The organism is Franconibacter sp. IITDAS19 (assembly GCF_023079515.1).
In the GTDB taxonomy this organism is placed as follows: domain Bacteria; phylum Pseudomonadota; class Gammaproteobacteria; order Enterobacterales; family Enterobacteriaceae; genus Franconibacter; species Franconibacter pulveris.
The window spans coordinates 1-344 of sequence record NZ_JALJCP010000019.1 but is presented as its reverse complement, the minus strand read 5'-3'; the positions used below and the strand labels follow the sequence as shown (position 1 = coordinate 344).

1 pseudogene is annotated in these 344 nt (G+C 39.8%); it reads right to left on the bottom strand.

Annotated elements, in window-relative coordinates:
* Positions 1-129, bottom strand: a pseudogene (locus MT962_RS22185) (type 1 fimbrial protein); the annotation flags it as partial.
* Positions 130-344: the final 215 nt, after the last annotated feature.

Sequence of the window (344 nt, the reverse complement as noted above, 5' to 3'; positions counted from 1 at the left end):
AATGGAGCACGGTGCGTCGATAATGGAGCCGGTGAAGGTCACTTTACCATGGCCCTGATCTGCCGCCTGTGCAGACGCTGCCAGAACCAGACCCATTACCGAAGCCAGAGCAACTTTTTTGAAGTTCATACGTATATCCTTTAAATTAATTAAGTCCTTGGGAAATAACACTCAGCGTTCATCCGCGTTTATTTATTAAACGCAGTTAATAACTGATTATTTTATTAATGCCTGGTTGCTCAGCGATATTAACGAATAAATTACATTTAATATCAGCATTCACTTTCATAGCCAGAATGGTTTTCTCTGGAATTTGATAACTGAACACTTTGAACCAAACTGTT